Source organism: Pseudomonas sp. NFR09, assembly GCF_900111535.1.
GTDB lineage: Bacteria > Pseudomonadota > Gammaproteobacteria > Pseudomonadales > Pseudomonadaceae > Aquipseudomonas > Aquipseudomonas extremorientalis.
The window spans coordinates 349,526-367,239 of sequence record NZ_FOIH01000006.1 but is presented as its reverse complement, the minus strand read 5'-3'; the positions used below and the strand labels follow the sequence as shown (position 1 = coordinate 367,239).

Sequence of the window (17,714 nt, the reverse complement as noted above, 5' to 3'; positions counted from 1 at the left end):
TTCTCATCTGTGTTTGTAGTTGAGTGTGACTGTCGTCGCGGTGAGAAAGGCGAGGATCATGCTAATAAAATAGAGTATGTTGCGCAGTGTGAGTTTTCCATCATCGATACTGCTGAATCGCCAGGTAGGGCTGAGGGATGTCAGGCTGTCGATCAGCCATATAGGGGTGTGGTGTTCAAGTGAGTCCAGTACATAAGAAAGGCCACTGGTTGTCAGTAACAAGCCCAGTGTCAATACGAAAATAACAGTGCGGTGATGGACCAGTGCGCAAATAAAACAGCCTGCGGATAAGTAACTGCCTGCCAGCAACCAACTCGCCAGAAATTGCGAGGCAATGACACCGTTGTCGGCGTTGCCCAGATAATTCGCAATGATCACCAGGGGGAACATCAGAAACAGGGCGGTGCTGGCCACCAGCCAGGCGGCCAGGAATTTTCCGACAACCCATTCCAACGTCGTGATGGGCAGGGTTTTCATCAGGCTGAAAAAACCTGCGTTGGTTTCATCGGACCAAAGTTGAGTGGTCAGGGCGGGAATCAGCAATAAGTAAAGCGAAGGGTGGAACCGGAAAAATACCTGTAAGTCACTGCCGTTTTGTTCCCGCCACGGACTTACGTACAACCCTAATGTCACTGACAGTATGAGGAAAATGGCAATGTTGAGGTAAGTGCTGGGGTAGCGCGCATAGCTGGTGAGTTGACGCCTCAGAATGATGGGCAATAGTCTCAATGGGACGCCTCTTTGGTCAGGTGGTGGACCACATCATTCAGGCGACCTGGCTCCAGGTTCAGTGAGGTGATTTTCCAGCGCCGGCTGGCAATCAGCGTGTTGATATGGGGATAGATGGTGTGTCCGGGCATGGCGAGAACCGTCACTGTGCCGGGCGCGTTTCGATGCTCTTCGATGCCTGCCACACCTGGAAGGACAGCCAGTGCCAACAGGTCCAGTGGCGTCTCGGCGGTAAGGGTGACTGCCTGGAAGTGACGCGAGTCGCGCTGTAGATCGGGCAGTGGCGTATCGGCCACCAGGCGACCGTTGGCAATTACCAGGGCGCGTGTACACAGTTCGGACAACTCTTCGCAGTGACGCGAGGCAATGATGACCGTCATTTCTTGCGTCAATGATTGGATAAGTGCCTTGAATGCGTGCTTCTGATCCTGCGCGAGTCCTTCGGTGGGTTCGTCCAGCAGTAACAGGGCAGGGCCATGCAGGATGGCCTGGGCAATCGCGACTTTGCGTTTCCAGGCGATAGAAAGGAGGTCGAGGGGGGCATCGAGCACCGGAAACAACTCCAGTCGTGCGACGGACTGTTCCAGGCGGTCACGTTTTTCGGTACCGCGAAAGCCACGAATGGCAGCAATGAAATCCAGGAACGCCTTGACCGACATCGTTGGATGGCCGAGGTCGTTGGACAGTTGATAGCCGACCAGTTGCCTGGCTTCGAGCGGGTGGGTTTGTGTGTTGAAGCCCTGAATATTTATATGACCGCTGGACGGCTGTGTCGAACCGGCAATGACATCGAGCAGGACTGTTTTGGCCGTGTGATCCTGTCCGAACAACCCAAGGCATTCCTGTTGACCGGCACTGAATGAAAAGTCGCTGACAACAGTATTGTTACCCATGTGTTTTGTCAGATTGCTTATTTCGATCATTGTTTTACCGAATAAGTTTGGTATGACGTAGGGAGGTTGAAAAAAGGGTACGGGTTGCTCGCGGTTTTGGGAACGTCGGTCAGCATTAATAAGACAAGTCCTACGTGCAGGGCGGGCGGACCACTGAAACAATGTGTCGTGTTTTGGAGTGTCTAATTTTTGATTGTTTATTTTTTGTTTATATAAGCTTTCTTTCCGAATATTGAGGCCTGATTGCATGATGCTGCTACGTACCCTTGTTCTTGAACGCAATGGTCAAGATGCTCCGGTTAACGGTGCACTGCTCTGTGGGTTTGCTGTCGGTCAGACGGCCTCAAACTTCCTTGTGTATAGCCTGGATGAAGAGATAGAGCCTGGAAGTTCCAGGGTCTATATCGCGGCCTTGCGTAAGAAACTTGATCGTTATTTCCTGGGAAGCGTTGAATCCAAGGAAGACCTGCAGGTGGCATTGCATGTTTTCAAGCAAATACTGACATTAGCCGCTTCGGGCGTTAAACCCGGTAGTGTTACCGAAACCCAAGTGCCTTATCATTTTGTCGATTTGAAAGGTTGCAAGTTGCCACCGGCCAGGCCTGAGGATCATCATTCGGTGATCATCAAGAAAGCGCTGGTGATGAAAGTGATCACCCTGGGCATGTCTGCGCCGACGTTGCCAGCGATCGAAAGTGCTTCAGTGATTGTGCCGTCCATTCGGTTTTCGTCACAAATGATCTCTCCTCCCAAGAGCGCGAGCCCACCCGAGTCGGTCCGCCCTCCGCTGCATGAACAACCGGTTGAGGAGCCCCGGCAGGCACCCTTGAGCACGCCAGTGGACATGGCGCAGGCCGCACCTGCCATTCCACGTGAGCCTGATGCGCCGGTGCCAACGAAGTTCATGTCTTCAGGCGACAACAGTACATTGTTCGAAGTCGATAGCACGCTGACCAACCTTGCCCGTGTCGCTCAAGAGTTGACCCAGCAAAAACTCGCTGCAATCGAGCGGGAGACTGCACTTGAGCAGTGGCAGGCGCGGCTGCAACAGGAACAAAACCAACTGGATGAGAAGGTTCGAGAGCTGGAACAGCGCACCACTCAACTGCATGATCAGTCGCTTGCCGTCAGCCAGAGGACCGAAGCCTTGAAGGTGATGACGTCACAGGTGTCGGGCTTGCGGCAAAGCCTGCGGGGCATGTTGCTGGAGCTGGATCGCACGCTGGACAGCTAGACCGGCCTGGCTACTTTCACCGGTTCATTTATCATCAACGCCAGCCAGCCGAACCCAGGGCATGAAACCCAGGCGTATCGGCACCTATGGACATTGCCTGGGGATGCAAGCGTTTGAGTACCAAGCTGATTACCAAAGAAGGCCATGAAGCGCTGAAAAAGGAGCTGGATTACCTGTGGCGCGAAAAGCGCCCGGACACCACGCGCAAAGTGACGTGGGCGGCTTCGCTGGGGGATCGCAGCGAAAACGCCGACTACCAGTACAACAAGAAACTGTTGCGTGAGATTGATCGTCGTGTGCGCTACCTGCGCAAACGCCTGGAAGACATGCGCGTGGTGGAGTACATGCCTGAGCAGGAGGGCAAGGTGTTTTTCGGCGCCTGGGTGGATATTGAAAACGAGCAGGGTGAAACCAAGCGTTTTCGTATTGTCGGTTATGACGAGATTTATGACCGGATGGACTACATCTCCATCGATTCGCCCATGGCCCGTGCGCTGTTGCGCAAGGAGGTGGATGACGAGGCTATCGTGCAGACCCCAAGCGGTGAGGTGTGCTGGTGGATCACCGGGATCGAATATGTGAAGTGAGCAAAATGGGCCCGTATTCTGTAAGGAATCCGGGCCCATCGCATTTCAACCTTCGCGCAACACCGTCAACGGGCTGGCATTCAGCGCGCGGCGGGTGCCAAACACACCGGCACCGCCGATCAGCACGGCACCGATCACCGGTAGCAGCAACAGCCACGGGTGAGGGTGCCAGGCCAGGTCAAATGCGTAGCGGTACAGCACGAATGTCACCAGCTCCGTGCCCAGCGCCGCCAGCAACCCACTGACGGCACCCAGCAAACCGAACTCGATGCGCCTGGCCTTGACCAGCAGCTTGCGTTCGGCGCCTAACGCACGCAGCAGCGCGCCTTGGCGAATGCGTTCATCCAGGGTGGCTTGCAGGCCTGAGAACAACACCGCCATCCCTGCCGCCAGTACAAACAGCAACACGTACTCCACCGCCAGGGTCACTTGGGCGAGGATGCTGCGCAATTGCTCCAGCAACGCCTCGACTTGCAGGATGGTTACCGCCGGGAACGCTCGGGACAGGTCGACGATCTGCTGGTCATACCCGGGCGCCAGATAGAAGCTGGTCAGGTAGGTGGCCGGCAGGTCCTTCAAGGTACCCGGTTGGAAGATCATGAAGAAGTTGGGCTGGAAGTTATCCCAGTTGATGGTGCGCAGGCTGGTGACCCGCGCTTCTCGATTCTCTCCGCCCACGGTGAAGACCAGGTGGTCGGCGAGCTTGAGTTTGAGGCTTTCCGCTACCTTGGCTTCGACGGAGACACCCGGGATTTCATCGGCAGGTTGCGCCGACCACCACGAGCCCGCCGTCAGGGCGTTGCCTGGTGGCAGGTCGGCGGCCCAGGTCAGGCTCAGGTCGCGTTGCACCGCACGGTCGCCGCTGGAGTCCTTGCTGACGATTTCCTGTACCGGTTCGCCATTGATACTGATCAGGCGCCCCGGCACCACCGGGTACAGCGGTGCGGATTGCGCCTGCAGTTCCAGCAGGCGGGCGCCAAAGGCATCCTTGTCGGCCGGCAGGATGTTCAAGGCGAAATAGTTCGGTGCGTCCTTGGGCAGCTGGTTTTGCCAGGTGTCGAGCAGTTCGCCACGCAACAGGGCGATCAAGCCCATGGACAGCAGGATCAAGCCGAATGCCAGGGATTGACCGGCCGCTGCCAGTGGGTGACGCAGGAGTTGGCCCAGACCCAGGCGCCACGGCAGGGAGGCGCGGGCCAGCAGTCGCCGCAGGCTTTGCAGCAAGAGCAGGAGCAAGCCACCGAGTACCAGTGCCGCAACCACCCCGCCACCGAGCAGGGCGAAGGTCAGCACCAGGTCGAGGCTCAGGCGCCACATGATCAGGCCCAAGGCGAACAACGCTGCGCCATAGACCATCCAGGTGCTGGAAGGGATCGGCAGCAGGTCACGGCGCAATACCCGCAGCGGTGGCACTCGACCCAATGCGGCCAGCGGGGGCAGGGCGAAGCCGGCGAGGGCGACCAACCCGGTGCCGATCCCGGCAACCGCCGGTAGCAGCCCGCCGGGTGGAACGTCCGCGGGTAACAGGTCGTGGAGAAAGTAGAACAGGCCAAACTGCGCCAGCCAGCCAAGCAGGGCGCCGACCAGGCTGGCGAAAAACCCCAGGACGCTCAGTTGCAGGCTGAACAGCAACATGGCTTCACGTCGTGACAAGCCCAGGCAGCGCAGCAATGCACTGGCGTCGAAACGTCGCGTGGCAAAGCGATTGGCCGACAGCGCCACCGCCACACCCGCCAGCAATACGGCGACCAGGCTGGCCATGTTCAGGTAGCGTTCTGCCTTGCCCAGGGCGCCGCCGATCTGCTGGTTGCCGTCCCGTGAATCCTGCAGGCGCTGGTTGGCGGCGAGCCCCGGCTTGACCAGATCGCGATAGGTTTGCAGCACTGAGCTGCCCTGTGGCCCGCGCCACAGTTCGCGGTAGCTGACGCGGCTGCCGGGTTGCACCACACCGGTGGCGTCCAGGTCCGCCAGGTTGATCATCACCCTGGGCGTGAGGCTGTAGAAGTTGCCGGCGCGGTCCGGTTCATAGGTGAGCACGCGGGCCAGGCGCAAGGTCTTCATGCCCACATCGATGCTGTCGCCGACCTTGAGGTCCAGCGCCGTCAGCAGCCGCGCCTCCACCCAGGCTTCACCGGGCTTCGGGCCGCCCCCAGGGGTTTGATCGCCAAAAGGCGCGGCTGCGCTTTTCAGTTCACCGCGCAGCGGGTACTGCTCGTTGACCGCCTTGATGCTGGAGAGCTGGATGCCGTTATCGGTGGCAATGACGCTGGAAAACTCCACGACGCGGGCGTGGTCCAGGCCCAGTTCGGTGCCGGACCGGATCTGCTCGGGGCGGGCTGGCGAGCTGCCTTCAAGCACCAGGTCGGCGCCGAGGAATTCGGTGGCGCGCAACAACATCGCACCGTTGAGGCGCGCGCCGAAGTAACCGATGGCGGTGCTGGCGGCCACGGCCACCAACAAGGCGAAGAACAATACGCGCAATTCACCGGCGCGGGCATCGCGCAGTAATTGGCGCATTGCCAGGCTGAACAGGCGCAACAGCGGCAAACGTGCCATCAAGGCTCCAGGGGCGCGACCATCAGGCCGGCTTCAAGACGGATCAGGCGTCGGCAACGGTGGGCCAGGCGCTCATCGTGGGTGACCAGCACCAGGGTCGTGCCGCTCTCCTTATTGAGTTCGAACAGCAGGTCGCTGATGCGCTCGCCGGTGTGGCTGTCGAGGTTACCGGTGGGTTCATCGGCAAACAGCACGTCCGGTTCGGCGGCAAAGGCGCGGGCAATCGCCACCCGTTGCTGTTCGCCACCGGAGAGTTGGCGTGGCGAATGGGTCAGGCGTTGGCCCAGGCCTACGCGCTCGAGCAGGTGCCTGGCCCGTTCGCGAGCGTCTTTGCGGCCGTCCAGTTCCAGCGGCAGCATGACGTTTTCCAGGGCGTTGAGGCTGTCGAGCAATTGGAAGGATTGGAATACGAAGCCCACATGCTCGGCACGGATGCGCGCGCGCTGGTCTTCGTCGAGGGTACTGAGGGCTTGCCCGGCGAGGGTGACTTCGCCGCTGCTGGGCAGGTCGAGGCCGGCCAGCAGGCCGAGGAGGGTGGATTTGCCGGAGCCGGAGCTGCCGACGATAGCCAGGCTATCGCCCTTGTTCAGTTCCAGGCTCAGTTCGTGCAGGATAGTCAGTTCACCTTCCGCGCTGGGAACCACTTTGCTAAGGTTCCGCGCGGTGAGAATGCTTGCGCCCATGGAGAATCCGATGCGAATGTGGTTTTTGAGTGCTGGCCTGGCCTTGATGTGCATGGCCCAGAACGCAGCGGCGGGTACAGTCCTGATCGTTGGCGATAGTATCAGTGCCGGTTTCGGCCTGGATACCAGCAAAGGGTGGGTAGCCCTGCTGCAGCAACGGCTCAAGCAGGAAGGTTTCGACGATAAAGTGGTCAATGCCTCCATCAGTGGCGACACCAGCGCCGGAGGCCTGGCGCGGCTGCCGGCGGCGCTTGCAGAGCACAAGCCGGATGTGGTGGTTATTGAGTTGGGGGGCAATGATGGCCTGCGCGGGCAACCGCCTGCGCAATTGCAACAAAATCTTGCATCGATGATTGACCAGTCCAGGGCAGGTGGCGCCAAGGTGTTGTTGTTGGGGATGCAATTGCCCCCCAATTATGGCCCGCGATACACCACCGCGTTTGCCGAAGTCTATGGCGAGCTGGCCAAGCAAAAGAATGTCCCGCTGGTGCCGTTTTTCCTCGATGGTGTGGGCGGTCACCCGGAGCTGATGCAGGCCGATCAACTTCACCCGGCGGTCGGCGCCCAGGGCAAGTTGCTGGAAAATGTCTGGCCGACGTTAAAACCGCTGCTATGACGCTTTTCTACCGGCAGGCTTTCGGCTAAGGTGGCGCCCCCCCGATTTGGAGCCCCTGATGTCGCGTCCTGCCTGGTCCCTGTTTAACTACCAACTGATCGAGCCGGACGAGCAGCTGGATCTGTTCGCCTGCCAGGAAGTGCGGGTGCATCTGGTGGCACGTCAACTGGAACTGGGGGGCTCCATCGATCGCACGCTGTGCGGCACCCTGTTGCCGGCGCAACCGCGTTGGTCGCGAGTCGATCGTTCGATTTTCCAGGACCAGCGCCTGTGCCCGCTGTGCCGTGCCATCCTGGAGTCCCAGAAGCGCGGCACGCCGCCGATCTGGCCGGAGCTGCGTTTCGAGTTATAGGGGGCAGCTAGAAGCGCGCTTCACGTATACAATCGATGTTTAACTACCCGTCGTCTGCGAAGGATTTACCGGATGTTGTCGCGCCTTTCCGTCGTCACCTGCTGCCTGTCTCTCGCTGCGCTATGTGCGGCCGGTTCTGCGTCAGCTTTGCAGTTGCCCTTGCCCCCACCGGGTGAAGACATCGTCGGCCAGGTCCAGGTGATCAAGGCCAAGTACGAAGACACCTTTGCCGACCTGGGCACCACCTATGACCTGGGCTATTCGGAGATGGTCGCGGCCAACCCAGGCGTGGATGCCTGGTTGCCGGGTGCGGGTACCGAGATCGTATTGCCGACGCGTTTCATCCTGCCGCCGGGGCCGCGCGAGGGCATCGTGATCAACCTGGCGGAATACCGGCTCTATTACTACCCCAAGGGTCAGAACGTGGTCTACACGTTCCCGTTGGGAATTGGTCGTGAAGGCTGGGGTTCACCCATTGCCCATACCAGCATCATCGCCAAGACGCCAAACCCGACCTGGACCCCGCCCGCCTCGATCAGGGCCGAGCACGCCGCCAACGGCGACCCGCTGCCCAACGTGGTGCCGGCCGGCCCGGACAACCCGCTGGGGCCGTTCAAGTTCACCCTGGGCACACCGGGTTACCTGATCCACGGTTCCAACATGAAATTTGGTATCGGCACGCGTACAAGCCACGGCTGCTTCCGCATGTTCAACAACAATGTGCTGGAGATGGCCGGCATGGTGCCGGTGGGGACATCGGTGCGCATCATCAACGATGCCTACAAGTTCGGCAGCAGTGGCGGCAAGGTGTACCTTGAAGCGCATACGCCGTTGAATGATGACGGTACGCCGTCGGTGGTCGACAAGCACACTGCGGTGATCAACGCCTTGCTCAAGCGTGAAGACCTGGCCAACAATTTGCGGGTCAATTGGGATCAGGTACGTGACGTGGTCGCAGCGGAAGATGGTTTGCCGACGGAAATCGGTGTGCCCGGCGCAGCGGCGGTCGCCGCCAGCGCGCCGATCGATCTGCAGCAATAAGGCACGACATCAAACGCCCGCCAAGGCCTTGCGCCACGGCGGGCTTTTTATTGCCCGTGATCCAGGCACAAATCCCAGGCAATAAAAAAGCCGACCCATAAATGGATCGGCTTGATAACAACCCCGAGGGATTATTACTTGCGGCTAGCTTTTTCAAGCATGCGCAGAGCGCGCTCGTTAGCTTCGTCAGCAGTCTGTTGTGCCTTTTGAGCAGCAGCCAGCGCTTCATCAGCTTTACGGTAGGCTTCGTCTGCACGGGCCTGGGAGCGAGCTGCTGCGTCTTCAGTCGCAGTCAGACGAGCTTCGGTTTCTTTGGAGACGCTGCTGCAACCGGTAGCCAGAACTGCGGCCAGAGCCAGAGCAGAGAATTTCAGAACGTTGTTCATCGTGTTCCCCTTCAAGGACTTTCTATTAGATGGCTAGTATCTCAGAGTGAGCCAATAGCCGGCGTACATACTACCCATTACTTGTAGTAAGTAAACTGACGTAGCGCAAGAAGCAAAAAAAATTCTCGTGCCGAATCTATTTTGGCTAATCTTTTTGAGGTTTGTATAAAAACTGTCCAATTTTTTAACCTGGCGCAAATCGGATCCAGGCTGAAAGGGCCGGCCCGCATGTGTTAAGCCCTGTAAACAGATGAAATTTTATATATCCACGCTGACACTTACGTTCAGCATGGCTTCGCGTTGCCCGGTATCTTTTGCGCATGTAGAGGTGACTTTAAGAGCGCCTGTTCGTCTCAAGGTTCAACTGCCGGCAATGTTCAGGCTTTCGATCATCGGTAGATCGAAGCCCTTTCTATATCCACCCGTGGCAGGGGATGACGAGTGCGCCTTGAGCAATTGCAGGATTGGTGCCTACTATTCCCTACGTGCAGGTGTGAGCGCTCAAGGTTTTCTCGTTGTCGAAACCGGCACGGGGTGGCGTAGATGTTCCTTCGCCGGAAAAACATCGGTAAGGTAGGGGTCAGAAACCAAGACCCGCGAGGAGTAGTGATGAGCGAGGCGTTGTCCATCCACCATGACCAGGCTGGTCATCAGTTCGAGACCAATGTGGACGGTCATCGTGCCTATCTGACCTATATGGACCTCGGCAAACAGACCCTGGATATCTATCGGACCTTCGTGCCCAACGCACTGCGGGGCCGTGGTATTGCGGCGGCACTGACCGAGGAAGCCTTGAAGTTTGCCGAGGAGGCGGGCTACACGGTGATCCCGTCCTGCTCCTATGTCGAACGCTACATGGAGCGCCACCAGCGTCATGCCGCGAAGTTGTAAGGCATAAACAGCAGCATGAAAAAAACGCCGGGCTCAGCCCGGCGTTTTTGTGTGCGCTCGATACAGACTCAGGTGCGCTTGCGCTTAGGCAGCACGTCCTTGAGCTTGGCGTGCATGCTGCGCAGGGTGTTTTCGGTGGCGGCCCAGTCGATGCAGGCATCGGTGATCGACACACCGTACTGCAAGTCGGCCAGGTCTTTTGGAATCGCCTGGCAACCCCAGTTCAGGTGGCTCTCGACCATCAGGCCGATGATCGACTGGTTGCCTTCCAGGATCTGGTTGGCGACGTTTTCCATCACCAACGGCTGCAGGGCCGGGTCCTTGTTGGAGTTGGCGTGGCTGCAGTCGACCATGATGTTCGGCTTGATCTTGGCCTTGTTCAGCGCTTGCTCGCACAGGGCAACACTGACCGAATCATAGTTGGGCTTGCCGTTGCCGCCGCGCAGTACTACGTGACCGTAGGCGTTGCCCTTGGTGGTGACGATGGACACGCCACCTTCCTGGTTGATACCCAGGAAACGGTGCGGGCTGGAAACCGATTGCAACGCGTTGATCGCCACAGTCAGGCCGCCGTCGGTGCCGTTCTTGAAGCCCACGGCCGAGGACAGGCCAGACGCCATTTCGCGGTGCGTCTGGGATTCAGTGGTGCGTGCGCCGATGGCCGACCAGCTGATCAGGTCCTGCAGGTACTGCGGGGAGATCGGGTCCAGGGCTTCGGTGGCGGTGGGCAGGCCCATCTCGGCCAAGTCCAGCAGTAACTTGCGACCAATGTGCAGGCCGTCCTGGATCTTGAACGAGTCGTCCAGGTACGGGTCGTTGATCAAGCCTTTCCAGCCGACCGTGGTGCGCGGTTTTTCGAAATAGACGCGCATCACCAGGTACAGGGTGTCGGACACTTCCGCCGCCAGCACCTTGAGGCGCTCGGCGTACTCGTGGGCAGCCTTGAGATCGTGGATCGAGCAAGGCCCGATGACGACGAACAGGCGGTGGTCGGTGCCATCGAGAATGTCACGGATGACTTCGCGGCCTTTGGTGACGGTCTGCAGGGCAGCGCCGCTCAAAGGGATTTCGCGCTTGAGCTGATCGGGCGTGATCAGGGTCTCGTTGGATTCAACGTTTAGGTCATTGATCGGTAAATCAGCCATCGTGTTACTCGTCAGGGTCACGGGTGCCGGCCGCCAGCCATCCCCGTGCGGCGGAGCACAGCATGATTTGAATGCAGGGGGGAGGAACCTTAGCGCGTAACACCGGCCCGCGACAATGGGCAAAGCCCGCTTTAATCCAGTGCCGGCGCCACAAATGCCTCATGGGAGAACTCGCTGGCATGGCGCGATACCCACTCGCGGGCCAGGGCTTCGAGTTGCTGGGGTGTCGGCTCGGCGTCTTCGTGCTGGCGGCAGTAGCGTTCTATCCGGCATGCTTGCTCACCCATGCGTGCACCGAACAACGCATGTTCATCGGTGAACAAGACAGCGACGCGGTAGCCGTTTTCCACCTTGCGACACCACGCCACATAGCCTGGATAACGCGCGCTGGCACCCAGGGACGGGATATGCAGATCAACCGCCGTGCCTTCGCGCCAGGCGCGTGGCCAATGGCAGGCGATGCCGCCCAGGCCGATCGTGTGCAGGCGTTGGCGGGGGATAGCGGGAGAGGGACGTTGGATTAACTCGACAGCGACATCATCAGGGTGAGGTAAAAAACGACCCATGTACACGGACTCCGAGCACCGTCCAATTGACGGCGGTGGCAGCAGTATAGTGAAGGAACTGGAATTGACCGACCTGGATATTGACCAGCAATTGCTGGGATTGCCAGGTATTTCTCTGGTGATCTTTACCAGCGCAGGGTGTTCCAGTTGCCGCTGGGCACGCCAGCAAATGCCGGGCTGGCCGTTACCGGTGGACCGGTTGTGCTGGGTGGACGCCGGGCACAACGGTGGTGCGGTCGAGCGCTACCAGATCTTTCATTTGCCGGCGCTGTTCGTGGTGTGCGAGGGTCAATTCCTCGGGCAAATACAGACACGTCTTACGCGTGATGACGTTTTCGATGCCGTAAAACAGGCACTCACCCGTTCACCTGAGGATTTGCCATGACAGCAGTTAACCTCCAGTCACCCCGCATCGGCATTATCGGCACCGGTGCCATTGGTGGTTTCTACGGACTGATGCTGGCGCGTGCCGGTTTCGATGTGCACTTTCTGTTGCGCAGTGAATACGCGGCGGTCAGCGAGCACGGCCTGCACTTGAACAGCACCGTGCACGGCGTATTGCATCTGCATCCCGTGCAGGCTTATGCCCGCGCTGCCGATATGCCGCCGTGCGACTGGCTGCTGGTGGGCACCAAGTCGACCGGTAACGTCGAATTGGCCCCGACCCTCGCCCAGGCGGCGGCGCCGGATGCCAAGGTGGTGTTGCTGCAAAACGGCCTCGATGTGGAAGATTGCCTGCGTGAACACTTGCCAGCATCGCTGCACTTGCTGGGTGGCCTGTGTTATATCGGCGTGCACCGTTCGGGTCCGGGCGTTATCGAGCACCAGGCGCTGGGGCGGGTCAACCTGGGGTATCACAGTGGTACGGCGGCCAACGATGACGCCCTCCAGAAAGCGATTGTCGAAGCGGGCGCCGCGTTGTTTCACCAGGCGGGTATCGAGTCCCAGGCCATGGCCAATGTGCATCTGGCGCGCTGGCACAAGCTGGTGTGGAACGTGCCCTATAACGGCCTGTCCGTGTTATTGGGCGCGGGGACCACGGCGATGATGGCGGACGAATCCAGCCGCGAACTGATCCAGGCGCTGATGGCCGAAGTGGTGCAGGGCGCCCACGCCTGTGGTCATGAGATTCCCAAAAGCTACGCCGAACAGATGTTTACCCTGACTGAAACCATGGACGATTACCTGCCGAGCATGTACCACGACCACGTGCACAAACGCCCGCTGGAACTGGCGGCGATCTACGCCCGCCCACTTGCTGCGGCCAGGGCTGCCGGCTGTGAGCTGCCACGGATGCAGGCGCTGTATCAGGCCTTGAGTTTTATTGATCGGCGTAACCGCTGAGCAGGGGGGGCATACCATGGCAAAGGGATTGGGCGACAAACTGGTGCTGGCGATTTCGTCGCGGGCACTGTTCGACCTGAGTGACAGCCACAAGATCTACCTCGCCCAAGGCGTCGAGGCGTACCGCAAGTACCAGATCGAGCACGAAGAAGAAATCCTCGAACCCGGCGATGCATTTCCGCTGGTCAAGAAACTGCTGAGCCTGAACGCCAGCCTGGGCCGTGCGCGGGTTGAGGTGGTGCTGGTGTCGCGTAACAGCGCTGACACCGGCTTGCGCGTGTTCAATTCGATCCAGCATTACGGCCTGGATATTTCCCGCGCCGCTTTCGTAGGCGGGCGTAGTCCTTATCCTTATCTGGCGGCGTTTGGCTGCCATCTGTTTCTTTCGACCCATGCCGAGGATGTACGCAGTGCCCTCGATGCGGGGTTCGCGGCGGCGACGATTCTGTCAGGCGGCCCGAACCGCGCTTCCAGCGAAGAACTGCGCATTGCCTTCGACGGCGACGCGGTGCTGTTTTCCGATGAGTCCGAGCGTGTGTACCAGGCCGGTGGCCTGGCCGCGTTCCAGGCCAATGAGCGGGAGGCGGCGCGCCAACCGTTGCACGGCGGTCCTTTCAAGGGATTTCTGGCGGCGCTCAACCTGTTGCAGCGTGAGTTTCCCGATGAGGCCTGCCCGATCCGCACCGCCTTGGTCACTGCCCGTTCGGCGCCGTCACACGAGCGGGTGATTCGCACCTTGCGTGAATGGGATATCCGCCTGGACGAGTCGTTGTTCCTTGGCGGCCTGGAGAAATCCGCATTCCTGGAAGCGTTTGCCGCCGACGTGTTTTTCGATGACCAGGCCGGGCATTGCGAGAAAGCCATGGAATTTGTCGCCACCGGGCACGTGCCCCATGGAATCAGTAATGAGGTGAAGATCTAGGGCGCTGCTAAGCTGATTTCATCTCCGCCATCCTGGCAGTCCAGGAGGTTCTATGATCCGTTCGATGCTGTACGCCACGGACCTCGGTCTGTACGCGCCTTATGTGATGCAACATGCGCTGGCGCTGGCCCGAACGTTCAAGGCGGACCTGTATGTGATTCATGTGGTCGAGCCCATCGGCCTGTTCGCCGAATCGGTGTTGCAGAGCTACCTTGATGAGAAGGCCCTGAGTGAATGGCAAAGCCAGGGGCTGACCACGGTCATGGCGACGATCGAACAGCGGGTGCTGGACAGTTTTCGCGAGGAATTGGAGGACGGGGAGCAAGACCTGAAGTTGATTCGCTCGGTACGGGTGATCCAGGGGGACCCCTGCGAGGTGATTCTCGACCAACTGCGCAAACTTTCCGTGGATCTGTTGATCGTAGGAAGTCATAGCCATGCAACCGCGGCGGCCACCCCGTTGGGTCGCACCGCTGCACGGGTGCTGCAGCTGTCTACGGTGCCGGTCTACCTGGTGCCTTCGTTGCAACGTCGACGCAGTGATGACGTGTGATGGATGAAAACGATAAAAAGTTCTAGATTTATCCATCAAACCTTTAATATAGTTATATACCGTCGCTGATACCCGTGGCGTCTATCTGCTTTGAGGGACACATATGAAGCTTCAACAACTGCGCTACATCTGGGAAGTGGCGCACCACGACCTCAACGTTTCCGCTACCGCTCAAAGCCTCTACACCTCGCAACCCGGTATCAGCAAGCAGATCCGCCTGCTCGAAGACGAGTTGGGCGTCGAAGTGTTCGCGCGCAGTGGCAAGCACCTCACCCGTGTCACCCCCGCCGGTGAGCGCATCATCACCACCGCCGGCGAGATCCTGCGCAAAGTCGAAAGCATCAAGCAGATCGCCCAGGAATTCTCCAACGAGAAGAAAGGCACCCTGTCCATCGCCACCACCCACACCCAGGCGCGTTACGCGTTGCCGCCGGTGATCCGTGATTTCATCAAGCAGTACCCGGATGTGGCCCTGCACATGCACCAGGGTTCGCCGATGCAGATCGCCGAGATGGCCGCTGACGGCACCGTCGATTTCGCCATTGCCACCGAGGCCCTGGAGCTGTTCGGCGACCTGGTGATGATGCCGTGCTACCGCTGGAACCGTTGCGTGGTCGTGCCGCAAGGTCACCCATTGGCCAAGCTGCCGAAGCTGACCCTGGAAGCCCTGGCCGAATACCCGATCGTGACCTACGTGTTCGGTTTCACCGGCCGTTCCAAGCTCGACGAAGCCTTCAGCCATCGTGGACTCACGCCGAAAGTGGTGTTCACTGCCGCCGACGCCGACGTGATCAAGACTTATGTACGCCTGGGCCTGGGCGTGGGTATCGTCGCCAAGATGGCGGTCGACACGGCCCTCGACAAAGACCTGGTGGTGCTCGATGCCAGCGAGCTGTTCGAGTCCAGCGTGACCAAGATCGGCTTCCGTCGTGGCACCTTCCTGCGTGGCTTCATGTGCGATTTCATCGAGAAGTTTGCGCCGCACCTGACCCGCGAAGTCATGGCCAAGGCGATCCAGTGCCACAACAAGCAGGAGCTGGAAGAGCTGTTCGACGGCGTTGAATTGCCCGTCCATTAAGCCAGCGGTTTATTTGGCCTCGGTAACCGTAAAATGTTGCCGGGCGCCTGCCACCAGAATCTCCACCTCATCGCCTTCGAACTTGCCCAGCAGGCTTTTGCCCAGTGGTGAGCGCGGGGTGATGACGGTCACCGGTTGTCCAACCACGTCCACCTTTAAACCGGCCGCATCCGGTGCCAGGAACAGCCATTGCTGGCGACCGTTCTCGTCTTCCAGGCCCAGCAGGGCGCCGACTTCTATGCCGCGCTGATCATCGAAGGCACGTAATGGCATGTTCTGGCACAGCGCCAACGCCTGCCTGATCTCCTCGACGCGCTTGGCTTGCCCGGCCGCCAGATAGGACGCCTCCAGCCCCAGGGTGTCGTATTTGTTTTCAGCGATGTTTTCTTCGTGGGTCGCGGTTTCGTAGGCGGTCTGCGCAGCGCGCTGTGCGATGTCGAGGTCGACGCCGAGCTTTTCCAGGATCAGCAGGTGGACGGCGTGTTTATTCATGGTCATCAATCGCAGAATTGCAGGACATTGGCCCGGGTCTTTTCGTTGGGGGCGTTCTGGTCCTGTTGCAGCCAGAACTGGCATTTGGGGTTGGACAGGTTGCGCGCGTTGTTGCGCGCCTGCTCCAGGCTCTGTTGCTGTTCCTGCTTCTGCAGGTTCTGCTGATATTGCTCGAACATGCGATTCGGCGGTTCAGGCTCCGCCACAGCAGGTTTGCCCAATTGCTGTACGGCCTGGGCCACTGGCGCCAGGCTCTGGGGAAACAGGTAGCGCGACGCCAGCCAGGTGGTCAGCACGATGGCGATAAACCCCAGCCATACGCCAGACGCAATAGCGGCACTGAGCTTGAACAGCGACAACGGACGATCAGACATGGTGCCCTCCTGGCAGGCATTGATGGCGTGGCTGCGATTGTCGCACAGCCACAGTGCAGAATAATCGCGATCAAGCCTTCTGCATCCGCGCATTTATGCGGACAATCGAACCTTTGAGCGTTGGAGCCCGGAATGAAAGCCCGCTGGGATATTTTTTGCAGCGTCGTCGACAACTTCGGCGACATCGGCGTGACCTGGCGCCTGGCCCGGCAATTGGTGGCGGAACATGCCTGTGTTGTGCGCTTGTGGGTCGACGACCTGCGCGCATTCGAGCGCATGTGCCCTGAGATTGATGTGCAACTCGACCAGCAATGGCAGGAAGGTGTCGAAGTGCGTCATTGGCCGACGGAGTGGGTGGGCGCGCCTGCAGCGGATGTCGTAATCGCCGCGTTTGCCTGCCAGTTGCCACCTGAGTATATGGAGGCCATGGCCGAGCGCGAACGCACGCCGGTGTGGATGAACCTGGATTATCTCAGCGCCGAGGAATGGGTCGTCGGTTGCCACCGGCTGCCATCGGTGAAGTTCAAGGGCGTGCAGAAGTACTTCTTCTTCCCCGGATTCCGGCCTGGCACCGGCGGCCTTTTGCGTGAGGCCGGGTTGCTGGAACAGCGTCGGGCTTTTCAGCAGGATGTGAACGTGCAACAAGACTTCCTGCAAACCTTGGGTGTGTTTCCCACAGCCGGTGCGCGGCTGATCTCACTGTTTGCCTATGAGAATGCCGGGCTCGCCAGTTGGCTGGACGTGTTATCGACGGACGGGCGTGCCACTCATCTATTGGTGCCGGAGGGGCGCATTCTTGGCGATGTGCAGCGTTGGTTGGGCTTGGAGCGGCTGGTGGCGGGGGATATCCAGCAGCGGGGATCGCTGACGGTGCAGGTGATTGCGTTCGTGCGCCAGGAGCAATACGACCGCCTGCTGTGGTGCTGTGACTTCAATGCCGTACGCGGTGAAGACTCGTTCGTGCGCGCCCAGTGGGCCGGGCGACCGCTGCTGTGGCATATCTATCGACAGGACGAAGATATTCACCTCGACAAACTCGATGCCTTCCTGGAGCTGTACACCGCAGGCTTATCACCCTCGGCAAGGGCGGCGCTGATCGGGCTCTGGCAAGCCTGGAACACGGAGGGCGATATGGCCCAGCCGTGGAAAATGCTGCTGGAACATTGGCCGGAGGTCAGCCAGCACGCCGAAACGTGGTGTCTGGAACAGGGCTTGCGGGCCGATCTTGCGACGGCGCTGGTGAACTTTCATGAAAGTTGGATATGATACGCC

The 17,714-nt window shown here is 59.5% G+C and carries 21 protein-coding genes; 12 read left to right on the top strand and 9 right to left on the bottom strand.

Translation table 11 applies throughout. The annotated features are described in order from the left end of the window. Nucleotides 1-3: 3 nt before the first annotated feature. Entirely contained in the window at nt 4-729 is a 726-nt protein-coding gene (locus BMX59_RS16200; protein WP_093123348.1) for an ABC transporter permease, read from the bottom strand. Further along, nucleotides 726-1,652, bottom strand: a complete 927-nt coding sequence (locus BMX59_RS16195; RefSeq protein WP_093123345.1) for an ATP-binding cassette domain-containing protein — start codon at nt 1,650-1,652, stop codon at nt 726-728. Before BMX59_RS16195 ends, BMX59_RS16200 begins: the two co-directional genes overlap by 4 nt. A 217-nt stretch (nt 1,653-1,869) precedes the next feature. Here BMX59_RS16195 and BMX59_RS16190 point away from each other — a divergent pair, with 217 nt between their 5' ends. Both BMX59_RS16190 and greB read left to right on the top strand, forming a co-directional pair. Next, on the top strand, nt 1,870-2,856 hold the full coding sequence (locus BMX59_RS16190) for a hypothetical protein (protein ID WP_092247672.1): 987 nt from the start codon (nt 1,870-1,872) through the stop codon (nt 2,854-2,856). Nucleotides 2,857-2,969: 113 nt separating this feature from the next. Next, the gene (gene greB / locus BMX59_RS16185; RefSeq protein ID WP_092248076.1) at nt 2,970-3,443 is read left to right on the top strand and encodes a transcription elongation factor GreB; all 474 of its coding nucleotides are present in this window, start codon (nt 2,970-2,972) and stop codon (nt 3,441-3,443) included. Between the two features lie 45 nt (nt 3,444-3,488). Here the strand turns inward: greB and BMX59_RS16180 are convergent, their stop codons facing one another. Both BMX59_RS16180 and BMX59_RS16175 read right to left on the bottom strand, forming a co-directional pair. Further along, a complete protein-coding gene (locus BMX59_RS16180; protein WP_093123338.1) occupies nt 3,489-5,999 on the bottom strand; it encodes an ABC transporter permease in 2,511 nt (836 codons plus the stop codon). Beyond that, entirely contained in the window at nt 5,999-6,682 is a 684-nt protein-coding gene (locus BMX59_RS16175; RefSeq protein ID WP_005786391.1) for an ABC transporter ATP-binding protein, read from the bottom strand. Before BMX59_RS16175 ends, BMX59_RS16180 begins: the two co-directional genes overlap by 1 nt. 10 nt (nt 6,683-6,692) lie before the next feature. On the opposite strand from BMX59_RS16175, the gene BMX59_RS16170 reads away from it, so the two are divergent. The 3 genes from BMX59_RS16170 to BMX59_RS16160 all read left to right on the top strand — a co-directional run bounded on the left by BMX59_RS16170 (nt 6,693) and on the right by BMX59_RS16160 (nt 8,691). After that, entirely contained in the window at nt 6,693-7,298 is a 606-nt protein-coding gene (locus BMX59_RS16170) for an arylesterase (protein ID WP_092247678.1), read from the top strand. A gap of 58 nt (nt 7,299-7,356) precedes the next feature. Further along, nucleotides 7,357-7,650, top strand: coding sequence for a hypothetical protein (locus tag BMX59_RS16165; protein ID WP_010211879.1), 294 nt, complete (start codon nt 7,357-7,359; stop codon nt 7,648-7,650). A 72-nt stretch (nt 7,651-7,722) separates the two neighbouring features. Next, on the top strand, nt 7,723-8,691 hold the full coding sequence (locus BMX59_RS16160; RefSeq protein ID WP_093123331.1) for a L,D-transpeptidase family protein: 969 nt from the start codon (nt 7,723-7,725) through the stop codon (nt 8,689-8,691). A gap of 134 nt (nt 8,692-8,825) precedes the next feature. Here BMX59_RS16160 and oprI read toward each other — a convergent pair whose 3' ends face one another. Then, on the bottom strand, nt 8,826-9,077 hold the full coding sequence (gene oprI, locus BMX59_RS16155) for an outer membrane lipoprotei OprI (protein WP_003172710.1): 252 nt from the start codon (nt 9,075-9,077) through the stop codon (nt 8,826-8,828). Between the two features lie 609 nt (nt 9,078-9,686). Between oprI and BMX59_RS16150 the strand changes: the two genes are divergently transcribed. Then, complete coding sequence (locus BMX59_RS16150) at nt 9,687-9,968, top strand: GNAT family N-acetyltransferase (protein WP_003189869.1); 282 nt, start codon at nt 9,687-9,689, stop codon at nt 9,966-9,968. A gap of 68 nt (nt 9,969-10,036) precedes the next feature. On the opposite strand, the gene BMX59_RS16145 is transcribed toward BMX59_RS16150, so the two are convergent. After that, complete coding sequence (locus BMX59_RS16145; RefSeq protein WP_093123327.1) at nt 10,037-11,113, bottom strand: 3-deoxy-7-phosphoheptulonate synthase; 1,077 nt, start codon at nt 11,111-11,113, stop codon at nt 10,037-10,039. A gap of 131 nt (nt 11,114-11,244) precedes the next feature. Beyond that, nucleotides 11,245-11,679: a pilus assembly protein PilZ gene (locus BMX59_RS16140; RefSeq protein ID WP_093123323.1), complete on the bottom strand. Its 435-nt coding sequence runs from the start codon at nt 11,677-11,679 to the stop codon at nt 11,245-11,247. Here BMX59_RS16140 and BMX59_RS16135 point away from each other — a divergent pair. The 5 genes from BMX59_RS16135 (at nt 11,678) to cysB (ending at nt 15,576) form a co-directional block, all read left to right on the top strand. Then, the gene (locus BMX59_RS16135; RefSeq protein ID WP_093123319.1) at nt 11,678-12,064 is read left to right on the top strand and encodes a YbbN family protein; all 387 of its coding nucleotides are present in this window, start codon (nt 11,678-11,680) and stop codon (nt 12,062-12,064) included. The two genes, BMX59_RS16140 and BMX59_RS16135, sit on opposite strands and share 2 nt — an antisense overlap. Further along, nucleotides 12,061-13,023, top strand: coding sequence for a putative 2-dehydropantoate 2-reductase (locus tag BMX59_RS16130; RefSeq protein ID WP_093123315.1), 963 nt, complete (start codon nt 12,061-12,063; stop codon nt 13,021-13,023). Before BMX59_RS16135 ends, BMX59_RS16130 begins: the two co-directional genes overlap by 4 nt. A gap of 16 nt (nt 13,024-13,039) precedes the next feature. Beyond that, entirely contained in the window at nt 13,040-13,945 is a 906-nt protein-coding gene (locus BMX59_RS16125; protein WP_071488528.1) for a 5'-nucleotidase, read from the top strand. Between the two features lie 52 nt (nt 13,946-13,997). Continuing rightward, nucleotides 13,998-14,498, top strand: coding sequence for a universal stress protein (locus tag BMX59_RS16120; protein WP_071488527.1), 501 nt, complete (start codon nt 13,998-14,000; stop codon nt 14,496-14,498). Between the two features lie 103 nt (nt 14,499-14,601). Next, nucleotides 14,602-15,576, top strand: coding sequence for an HTH-type transcriptional regulator CysB (gene cysB, locus BMX59_RS16115; RefSeq protein ID WP_012722988.1), 975 nt, complete (start codon nt 14,602-14,604; stop codon nt 15,574-15,576). Nucleotides 15,577-15,585: 9 nt separating this feature from the next. On the opposite strand, the gene BMX59_RS16110 is transcribed toward cysB, so the two are convergent. Then, the gene (locus BMX59_RS16110) at nt 15,586-16,068 is read right to left on the bottom strand and encodes a GreA/GreB family elongation factor (RefSeq protein ID WP_093123384.1); all 483 of its coding nucleotides are present in this window, start codon (nt 16,066-16,068) and stop codon (nt 15,586-15,588) included. Between the two features lie 5 nt (nt 16,069-16,073). Further along, nucleotides 16,074-16,442 (bottom strand): hypothetical protein, encoded by a 369-nt coding sequence (locus tag BMX59_RS16105; protein WP_092247693.1) that lies wholly within the window; start codon nt 16,440-16,442, stop codon nt 16,074-16,076. Between the two features lie 132 nt (nt 16,443-16,574). On the opposite strand from BMX59_RS16105, the gene earP reads away from it, so the two are divergent. Then, the gene (gene earP / locus BMX59_RS16100; protein ID WP_093123309.1) at nt 16,575-17,708 is read left to right on the top strand and encodes an elongation factor P maturation arginine rhamnosyltransferase EarP; all 1,134 of its coding nucleotides are present in this window, start codon (nt 16,575-16,577) and stop codon (nt 17,706-17,708) included. The last annotated feature ends 6 nt before the right edge of the window (nt 17,709-17,714 follow it).

Coding starts and splice junctions, on each gene's coding strand:
- BMX59_RS16145 (WP_093123327.1), bottom strand. CDS start 11,113: ATGGCTGATTTACCGATCAATGACCTAAACGTTGAATCCAACGAGACC.
- BMX59_RS16160 (WP_093123331.1), top strand. CDS start 7,723: ATGTTGTCGCGCCTTTCCGTCGTCACCTGCTGCCTGTCTCTCGCTGCG.
- BMX59_RS16175 (WP_005786391.1), bottom strand. CDS start 6,682: ATGGGCGCAAGCATTCTCACCGCGCGGAACCTTAGCAAAGTGGTTCCC.
- BMX59_RS16120 (WP_071488527.1), top strand. CDS start 13,998: ATGATCCGTTCGATGCTGTACGCCACGGACCTCGGTCTGTACGCGCCT.
- BMX59_RS16150 (WP_003189869.1), top strand. CDS start 9,687: ATGAGCGAGGCGTTGTCCATCCACCATGACCAGGCTGGTCATCAGTTC.
- earP (WP_093123309.1), top strand. CDS start 16,575: ATGAAAGCCCGCTGGGATATTTTTTGCAGCGTCGTCGACAACTTCGGC.
- BMX59_RS16135 (WP_093123319.1), top strand. CDS start 11,678: ATGTACACGGACTCCGAGCACCGTCCAATTGACGGCGGTGGCAGCAGT.
- BMX59_RS16105 (WP_092247693.1), bottom strand. CDS start 16,442: ATGTCTGATCGTCCGTTGTCGCTGTTCAAGCTCAGTGCCGCTATTGCG.
- BMX59_RS16110 (WP_093123384.1), bottom strand. CDS start 16,068: ATGAATAAACACGCCGTCCACCTGCTGATCCTGGAAAAGCTCGGCGTC.
- BMX59_RS16180 (WP_093123338.1), bottom strand. CDS start 5,999: ATGGCACGTTTGCCGCTGTTGCGCCTGTTCAGCCTGGCAATGCGCCAA.
- BMX59_RS16140 (WP_093123323.1), bottom strand. CDS start 11,679: ATGGGTCGTTTTTTACCTCACCCTGATGATGTCGCTGTCGAGTTAATC.
- BMX59_RS16190 (WP_092247672.1), top strand. CDS start 1,870: ATGATGCTGCTACGTACCCTTGTTCTTGAACGCAATGGTCAAGATGCT.
- BMX59_RS16130 (WP_093123315.1), top strand. CDS start 12,061: ATGACAGCAGTTAACCTCCAGTCACCCCGCATCGGCATTATCGGCACC.
- BMX59_RS16125 (WP_071488528.1), top strand. CDS start 13,040: ATGGCAAAGGGATTGGGCGACAAACTGGTGCTGGCGATTTCGTCGCGG.
- BMX59_RS16165 (WP_010211879.1), top strand. CDS start 7,357: ATGTCGCGTCCTGCCTGGTCCCTGTTTAACTACCAACTGATCGAGCCG.
- BMX59_RS16170 (WP_092247678.1), top strand. CDS start 6,693: ATGCGAATGTGGTTTTTGAGTGCTGGCCTGGCCTTGATGTGCATGGCC.
- BMX59_RS16195 (WP_093123345.1), bottom strand. CDS start 1,652: ATGATCGAAATAAGCAATCTGACAAAACACATGGGTAACAATACTGTT.
- oprI (WP_003172710.1), bottom strand. CDS start 9,077: ATGAACAACGTTCTGAAATTCTCTGCTCTGGCTCTGGCCGCAGTTCTG.
- cysB (WP_012722988.1), top strand. CDS start 14,602: ATGAAGCTTCAACAACTGCGCTACATCTGGGAAGTGGCGCACCACGAC.